Source organism: Gulosibacter sediminis, assembly GCF_014904065.1.
Lineage (GTDB): Bacteria > Actinomycetota > Actinomycetes > Actinomycetales > Microbacteriaceae > Gulosibacter > Gulosibacter sediminis.
This window is the reverse complement of sequence record NZ_JACXJG010000036.1, coordinates 28270-35715: the sequence shown is the minus strand read 5'-3', so window position 1 is coordinate 35715 and position 7446 is coordinate 28270. Positions and strand designations below refer to the sequence as shown.

Here is a 7446-nt window from a genome sequence, read left to right as displayed (position 1 = left end):
ACTGTTGAGTTCTCAAAGACCAATCGCTTTCGGTTTCTGCGGCGGTTATTTCCCTGCCGCTTCTGTCCGAAGCAACCTGATTAGCTTATACCCAGTAACTTTCGTTTGTCAACCTGGCGTTTCCGTCTTATTCAGACTGTGTTTCCGGTCAGACCCTCGGAGCTCTTAGAGCATCAAGCTCGGCTCGTAGTGAGCCTCGCACCCGGTCTTGGGCTTTGCTGCCCCTTCCGGCGCAACTCCATAAGGTTATGACATCGAATTCCGTTGCGTCAAATCGCGTCACGCGTGACGTTCCGATAGTGCGCTGACCAGGGATTTTGCGGTGGCGTGTCGGCGTGTCGTCATGACGATGGTGGCGATCACGGCCGCCGCAGCGGTCATCAGCACCACCAAGATCGCCGGTCCAACCACCGCTCCCGTACTTGCCCCCGCATAGCCGGCCTGCATTCCGGCGGCCAACTGGGCCAACGGAGCCCAACCACTCACCGTCTCCACCCAGCCCGAACGAAGCTCGAGCGGGAAGAAGCCGCGCACGAGCAGCAGCTGCAGCGCCAACGCGACGAGCGAGGTCAGCACCGCCGTTCGGCGCTTCGCACACGCGGCGAAGAGCAGGTGCAACGCGACCGTGACCGCGGTGCCAAGTAGCGCGAACAGAATCGTGATGCCTATGCCCGCCCACGGCACCCCGAAGAACACGTGCTGCGCGAGCGTCACGACGCCGGCAACGATGAGCACGGGCTGCGCCAACCGGCGCGTGGCCGCGAGCAGGATGCTCCAGGTCGACGCGCTCGACGCAAGCATTTCATCGGTGACGAGTCCTCGACGCAGCGAGGCAATGAGCCCGGCAAGCCAAATGCCGATGGGCAGCAGGAGCGCCGCAAGCATCCCGGCGAACGTGGGGTTGTGCACGCCGTTCACCTCGGCAACGACGGGCTGCGCCACCGCTTCGGCAAACGCATCCGGGTCGCCGATCGCGTTCTTCGCCTGATCGGCGCCGTCCTGCAGCGACTGCGACATCGTGCTCGCGCCCTCGCGCAGGCTCTGGATACCGTCGCCGAGCTCGTCCCCGCCATCTACGAGCTGCTGCTGACCGTCGGCAAGCTGCGTGAGCCCGTCCGAGAGCTCGCCGGCGCCGCTCGAAAGCTCGCTCGCACCGCCGGTGAGCTGGCCACCCGCATCCTGCAGTTGCCCGCCCGCGTCGCTGAGCTGCGTCGATGCGCCGCTCAGCTGCGATGCGCCCGACGAGAGCTCGCCCGCGCCAGAGGAGAGCTCTCCCCCGCCGCTCACCAGTTCATCCCCTGCCGTCGAGAGTTCGCTCGCGCCCTGCGCCGATGCGGTGACGCCCTCGGTGTACTGCGTGAGGCCGTCGGCGAGCTGGCCCAGCTGGTCTCCGGCATCCTGAACACCTCCCACCTGGTCGATCAGCGAATTGAGTTCGCTCTCGATGCCGCCAAGGTCAACGGTGCCGCCGGGCAGCTGGTTCTGCAGCTGCTCAACCGCGCCGCGGCACGCGTCGGCCTGCGCCGGGTCAATCGCCTCGAGCTGATCGCAATATGTCGTTAGCGCGCTCGGGTCGACCGAGTCGAGCTGCGAAAGCAGGGTGCTGAGCTGCTCGAGGCCCGCGAGCGCCTGATCAATGTTGCCGCTGTTCGATTCGAGCTGGCCCGCGATGTCGTTGAGCTGGCCTGCCGCATCCTGCAACTGCCCGCTGCCCGCATCCAACTGGCCGAGCCCGTCGGCGAGCTGCTGCACCCCGTCGACGTACTGCCCAACTCCGTCGGTGTAGGTGTCGATGCCGCCAGCAAACTCGGTTACGCCGGAGGCGAGTTGGACGGCGCCCGAGGCGTACTGGCCAACACCGTCGAGGTAGGAGTCGACGCCCGAAACGTACTGTTCGACGCCGTCGCCGAACTCGCTCGCGCCGTCGCTGAGCTGCGAAGCACCGTCAGCAGCCTGGCTGCCCGCATCCGCGAGCTCCTGCGCGCCGTCTTGGTACTGCGTGAAGCCCGAACCGAGTTCGCCCGCGCCATCGGCGAGTTGCTGCGCGCCGTCGGCCGCCTGCTCGAGGCCGTCGGCCGAGTCGTTGAGCCCGTCGGCAAGCCCAACCGCTACCTGGTTCGTGAGCTGCTGCCCGAACTCGGCGGTCATACCGTCGAAGAGTTGCTGGGTGACCTCGCCGGTCATCCAATCGGCCGACTGGCTCACGGTCACGTTGATGCGCGCGGCCTCGGGCTCGCCACCGCCGAGCGACACGACCGCCGCCGAGAAGTTCTCGGGAATCTCGACGGCCGCGTATGCGGTGCCGTCGTCGAGCCGTTGCTGCGCCGTCTCGGCGTTGACGAGCTCCCAGCTATACGCGCCGGCGTTCTCGGGGTCGGTGAGCCAGGTGACGAGCAAGCGGCCCGCGACCACCTGCGTCGTCGTGCCGTCGTTGTTCGCCTGCTCGACCATCTGGTCGCTGTTCACCAGCACGACAGGAAGTGCGTCGTCGCGCTGGTTGCTGCCACTCAGCGCAGCGAAGTAGAGGCCAACAATCGCGAGCGGCAGCAAAACCGCGATGACGATGTTGCGAATACGAGCGCCGGTAAAGCCGGTCGCGGTGCGCTGCGTGCCGCTCATCGGTGCAGCTCCTTTCGAGCAGAAGAATCAAAATCGGCGGATGCTGGGCTCGCTTTCGCCCGGAGGAGGTCGATGACCTCGATCTCGCGTCCGAGCTCCCGCAGCTGTGTGGCGTCGAACGCCATGCCCGTGGTGAGGACGAGGGTGACGTCGGCCCTGATGAGTCGCTGCACGGCGGCGACCACCCGCGCGACGAGACCACCCGAGCGCGCGTCGAAGCCGAGCGCGCCGACCTCGAGCACGAGCAATTCGGGGAGCTCGACCACTGCGGCGCCCGCGAGCGCGATGGCGCGGCCGAGCGCATCCAGGCTCGTGAGGCGAGTCTGCGCCGTGAGTCGTGGGCCGTCCCAGCCCACCGCACGCAGCGCGGCATCGAGGTCGTCGATTACCGACACGACCTGATGCTCGGCCAGTTCGGTGCGCAGGTCAGTGCGGCCGAACGCGCCGTGGCGGCCGATGAGCTGGCCGAGCGACAGCTCGCGGGCCCGGTCGTCGAGATTGCCAAGGTCGGCGATCGCGACGCGCGAGATCAGCGCGGCGCCGTCACCCGGCAGCGTGCGGCCGAGCACCTGGAGCCGACCGCTATGCGGGTTCACCCGACCCGCGAGGGTCGCGGCGACGACCGCCCGCGGGGCGACGTCGCCGCGCACCACGAGCACGCCACCCGCGGGCACCTCGCCCGTGACCGGTTCGAACGGCGCCCGTTCGTTGCCCACAACAAGGTCTTCGAACGCGATCGCCGCGTGGTGCTGCTGCGCCCACTCGGCTCGCGCGCGGTACTCGCGAAGGTGCTCGCCCTCGATATCGAGGTCGGGCAAGTGGCGTTCGAGCCACTTCGGCAGTTGCCAGGCGTGCTTGCCGAACAGTGCCATGAGCGCGGGCACGAGCGTCATGCGCACGAGGAATGCGTCGAAGAAGATGCCGGCCGCGAGGCCGAGCGCGATCACCTTGATCACCCCCGCGCCCTCAGGAACAAAGGCGACGAATACGAAGAACATGATGAGCGCGGCTGCGGTGACGACGCGCGCCGCCGACGCAAAGCCCTCCTCGATCGCCTCCCTCGGTTTCAGCCCGCGCACGTGGGCCTCGCGCATGCCCGAGACGAGGAACACCTCGTAGTCCATCGCGAGACCGAACACGATGGCGAGCAGGATGACCGGCAGGAACGAGATGATCGGCCCAGGCACGATGCCCATGATCGTGCCGAGCGCGCCGTCTTGGAACACCATGACCACCACGCCGAACGCGGCGAACGCCGAGAGCAGGAAGCTCACGGCCGCCTTGAGCGGCACGAGGATCGAACGGAAAACGAGGGCGAGCAGGATGAAGCTGAGCCCGACGACGACGCCGGCGAAGGGCAAGAGCGCGCCGTTGAGCCGGTCGGTGATGTCGATCTGCACGGCCGTCGAGCCAGTGACCGAGCTCACGGCGTTGTAGTCGGCCTCGATGCCGGCCGCGAGCGCGCGGAGCGCGGCGACGGTCTTCGTCGTCTCGGGGTCGGCGGGCCCGGTCGTCGGGATCACCTGGATGATCGCCGAGTCGACCGTGGGGTTCGGCAGGGCGTCACCGGCGGATGCGACACCCGGCACCGCCGCGACGCGGTCGCGGATCGCTGCGAGATCGTCGACGAGCGTGTCGTTGTCCACCTGCGTGATGTCGAGCATGACGAGCATCGGGCCGTTGCTGCCCTCACCGAAGTGATCGGTGATCATGTCGTACGCCTCGCGGGCGGTTGCACCCTCGGCCTCGTTCTTGCCGCTCGGCAGGGAGGTCTCCATGTGCAGAGCAGGCAGGGCAGTCACCCCGAGTACGCCGATGACGAGAATGACGAACACGATGGGAGCCCGCAGCACCAGCCGCACCCATCGGCGACCCATGGTCGGCTTCGCGTTCTCGCCGGTCTCGCGTCGCCAGACGCGGCTGCCCTCCTTCGGGCGCAGGCGCTCCCCCGCGAGACCGAACAAGGCGGGCAGCAGGGTGAGGGCCGCGAGCAGCGCCATGAGGACGCCGCCCGCCGCCGCGACGCCCATGACCGAGAGGAAGGGGATGTCGACGATGAGCAAGCCAAGCAGCGCCACCATGACGGTGGCCGCGGCGAAGGTCACCGCCGAGCCACTCGTGCCGACGGAGGTCGCGGCCGATTCCTCGACCCGCATCCCCTTAGCCAGCTGGTTGCGGTGCCGCGACAAGATGAACAGGGCGTAGTCGATGCCGACCGCGATGCCGATCATTACGGCGAGCAGCGGGCTCGCGTTCGAGACGACGACGAAGCGGGTAACAAACAGCAGTACGCCCATCGTTACGCCGACCGCCATGAGCGCCGAGCCGAGCGGCAGACCGGCCGCGAGCACCGAGCCGAAGGCGACGATGAGCACGATGGCGGCGAAGGCCACGCCGATCGCCTCGGTGACGGTGAGCCCGTAGGTGATGTCCTGGTAAAGGGTGCCGCCGAACTCCACGCGCAGGCCGTCGTCTGCCAACGTCTCGGCGATGTCGACGACGTTCTGCTTGTCGTCGCCAAGCTTGTCCATCATGTCGGTGTCGAACTGCACCTGGATGATCGCGGCCTCGCCGTCGTCGCTGAGCGTGCCGGTCGCGTACTCCGAGTACGGGTCGAGCGCCTGTGTCACGTGCTCGAGGTCGCTGATGTCACTCGCGACCTGCGCGAGCTCGTCGCGGTGGGTGTCGATTGCGCTGCCGTCGGTCGTCTCGATCACGACCTGGGCGCTCAGCCCCGCGACTTCGGGGAACACCTGCGCGAGGCGGTCGAGCGCATCCTGCGACTCGCTGCCGGGAATCTCGAACGACTCGTTCATCTGCCCGCCGAGCCCCAGCCCGAGGCCCAACGCGGCGGCAAATACGACGAGCCAGGAGACAAGCACCTGCCAGGCGTGCCGAAATGAAAAGCGTCCGATGCGATAGAGAAGCAGCGCCACTGGATGAAGTCCTTAGAGCGAGGGGGCGAGGGTGAGTTGGCAGACGAGCTGCGCGATGGCGTCGAGGCTCGTGAACCCCGGGAATTCAACGTCGAACTGCGGGAAGTCGGCAGCATCGGCGTCTTCGGAGTCGACCGAGAGCACGTAGGCGATGCCGATGAACGCGACCACGGCGCGCGTCGGCGCGGTCGGATCGTTCGGCGCAAGCTTCGCCGCAACGCGCTGGATGATGTCGAGGAAGAAGTTCGCCTCGCGGGCGTCCGGCAGCGAGCGGTGGTGGAAGACGAGCATCCGCACCGCATGGCGGTTATTCACCATGAGTTCGGCCGCGCCTCGCGCCGGGTCGAAGTCGGGCTCGACGTCGAGGCGACGCTCAAGCTCGCGGCTCGCCTCGATCACCGGCGCGAGCACCGCCCGGAAGAGCTCCTCTTTACTGCCAAAGTGATAGAGCACATTCGCCTTCGTGCAGCCGCTGCGCTCGGCAATCTGCTGCAGCGAGACGCCATAGCCGCGGGCGGCGAACTCTTCGAGGGCAACGGTACGGATGCGTTCGGCGAGCTCATGCTTGGCCGGCGTGCTGGGTTCTGTCACGGGGGTCCTTCAGCGGGAGGGGCGATGCAACGTCAAGCCCTGACCGATCGGTCAGCATTAACGGTACACGCCGCCACACCGCGTCGCAATGGCCACAATGGGGCGCTAGGCTGGGTCGCGACATCGCGGCGCTGCGAGCCGCCAACCCACCGCAAGGAGTGATGACCGGTGCGCAAGTATCTACTCAACGGAGCAGTCCTTTCCGCGGTCGCGGGAATCGTGCCCGCAGTGAAGACGACGCAGGAATCGAACTCGACGCTGCGCATCGTCGCGACGTGGATTGCCGTCGGCGCCACGCTCGCCCTCGCGATCGCCGGAGTGCGCGAGCGCGTCGAAGAGGCACGCCAGGAAGAACTCGACTAGTTCCCTGAGCGCGAGTGTCGCACCCGGGTTCTGAGGCGCTGAATCCGTAGGCTTCGTGTACGCGCGCGAGTTTCGCGTGCTCACACGTAGGAAAGGGGTGCCCAATGTTCGGCTGGTTCCGCAAACTTGCCGGCCTCGGCGAACCGCAGGCAGACAGCGCTCAGAACGCTCCGGCTCCGCAGGTCGAACCGACCTCCCCGTCACAGGCCCCCGCCTCGACGCCCCAGGAGTGGGCGCAGCCGCGCGTTGCCGCGCCCCTGCAGTCGACGCCCGCACCCCGGCAGCAGGCCGCCGCTGCCCAGCCGGTCGCGCCGGCCGCCACCGTGCCTGCCGACTACGTCGTGCCAGAGCCGCCGACCGTCGCGGTGCCCGAGCACCCGGTCGTAGCGCCGGTCCAGCCCGCCCCGGCGATTGCCGAGGTCGCGCCCGCCGAGGCGCCGGTACAGGAGCCGCGGTTCGAAGCCGTCGAGCTCGACGCCGTCGATGAGGACGACTACGACGAGCCAGAGGCTGCTGCCGCCGAAACCGAGGAGCCCCGCTACGCCGGCCTCTTCCCGACGCCGTCCTGCCGTCCTGCGATGCCGCTCAGCGCGCATCCGAACTTCGCGGGGCTCGGCCTCGCGCCGGCGCCGCAACACCCGCCGCGGATGCTGCAGCCCGAGGCCGCGCTGACGACTGAGGCCCAGCTCGAGCTGCTGCGCCTGTTCGACGACCTCTTCGGCCCGCGTGGCCGCTACCGCCTCGAGTGGCGCACCGGCCGCGACCCGGGTGACGACGCGGTGTTCTCTGAGATCATGTCGGCCGACCTCGTGCGCCGTGTGCAGAACACGATCGCCGACGTCGCCGAGCTCGAGCGACCCGAACCGCTGCGCGCCATCGAGCCCGCAAAGCCGACGAGCGAAGCTGGCGACGACGAACTCAAGCGCGCGAGCTAAGC

At 68.0% G+C, this 7446-nt stretch carries 5 protein-coding genes; 2 read left to right on the top strand and 3 right to left on the bottom strand.

The features are described from left to right. Positions 1 to 279: 279 nt before the first annotated feature. Genes ID132_RS12725 through ID132_RS12715 form a run of 3 tightly spaced genes read right to left on the bottom strand, consistent with a single transcriptional unit; the run spans position 280 to position 6146 of the window. Complete coding sequence (locus ID132_RS12725; RefSeq protein WP_125107783.1) at positions 280 to 2619, bottom strand: YhgE/Pip domain-containing protein; 2340 nt, start codon at positions 2617 to 2619, stop codon at positions 280 to 282. Then, the gene (locus tag ID132_RS12720; protein WP_193128796.1) at positions 2616 to 5555 is read right to left on the bottom strand and encodes an MMPL family transporter; all 2940 of its coding nucleotides are present in this window, start codon (positions 5553 to 5555) and stop codon (positions 2616 to 2618) included. Before ID132_RS12720 ends, ID132_RS12725 begins: the two co-directional genes overlap by 4 nt. A 12-nt stretch (positions 5556 to 5567) precedes the next feature. Then, entirely contained in the window at positions 5568 to 6146 is a 579-nt protein-coding gene (locus ID132_RS12715) for a TetR/AcrR family transcriptional regulator (protein WP_125107781.1), read from the bottom strand. A 168-nt stretch (positions 6147 to 6314) separates the two neighbouring features. Between ID132_RS12715 and ID132_RS12710 the strand changes: the two genes are divergently transcribed. Then, positions 6315 to 6509, top strand: coding sequence for a hypothetical protein (locus tag ID132_RS12710; RefSeq protein ID WP_125107780.1), 195 nt, complete (start codon positions 6315 to 6317; stop codon positions 6507 to 6509). 104 nt (positions 6510 to 6613) lie between these two features. After that, positions 6614 to 7444, top strand: a complete 831-nt coding sequence (locus ID132_RS12705; RefSeq protein WP_125107779.1) for a hypothetical protein — start codon at positions 6614 to 6616, stop codon at positions 7442 to 7444. The last annotated feature ends 2 nt before the right edge of the window (positions 7445 to 7446 follow it).

Coding starts and splice junctions, on each gene's coding strand:
- ID132_RS12705 (WP_125107779.1), top strand. CDS start 6,614: ATGTTCGGCTGGTTCCGCAAACTTGCCGGCCTCGGCGAACCGCAGGCA.
- ID132_RS12725 (WP_125107783.1), bottom strand. CDS start 2,619: ATGAGCGGCACGCAGCGCACCGCGACCGGCTTTACCGGCGCTCGTATT.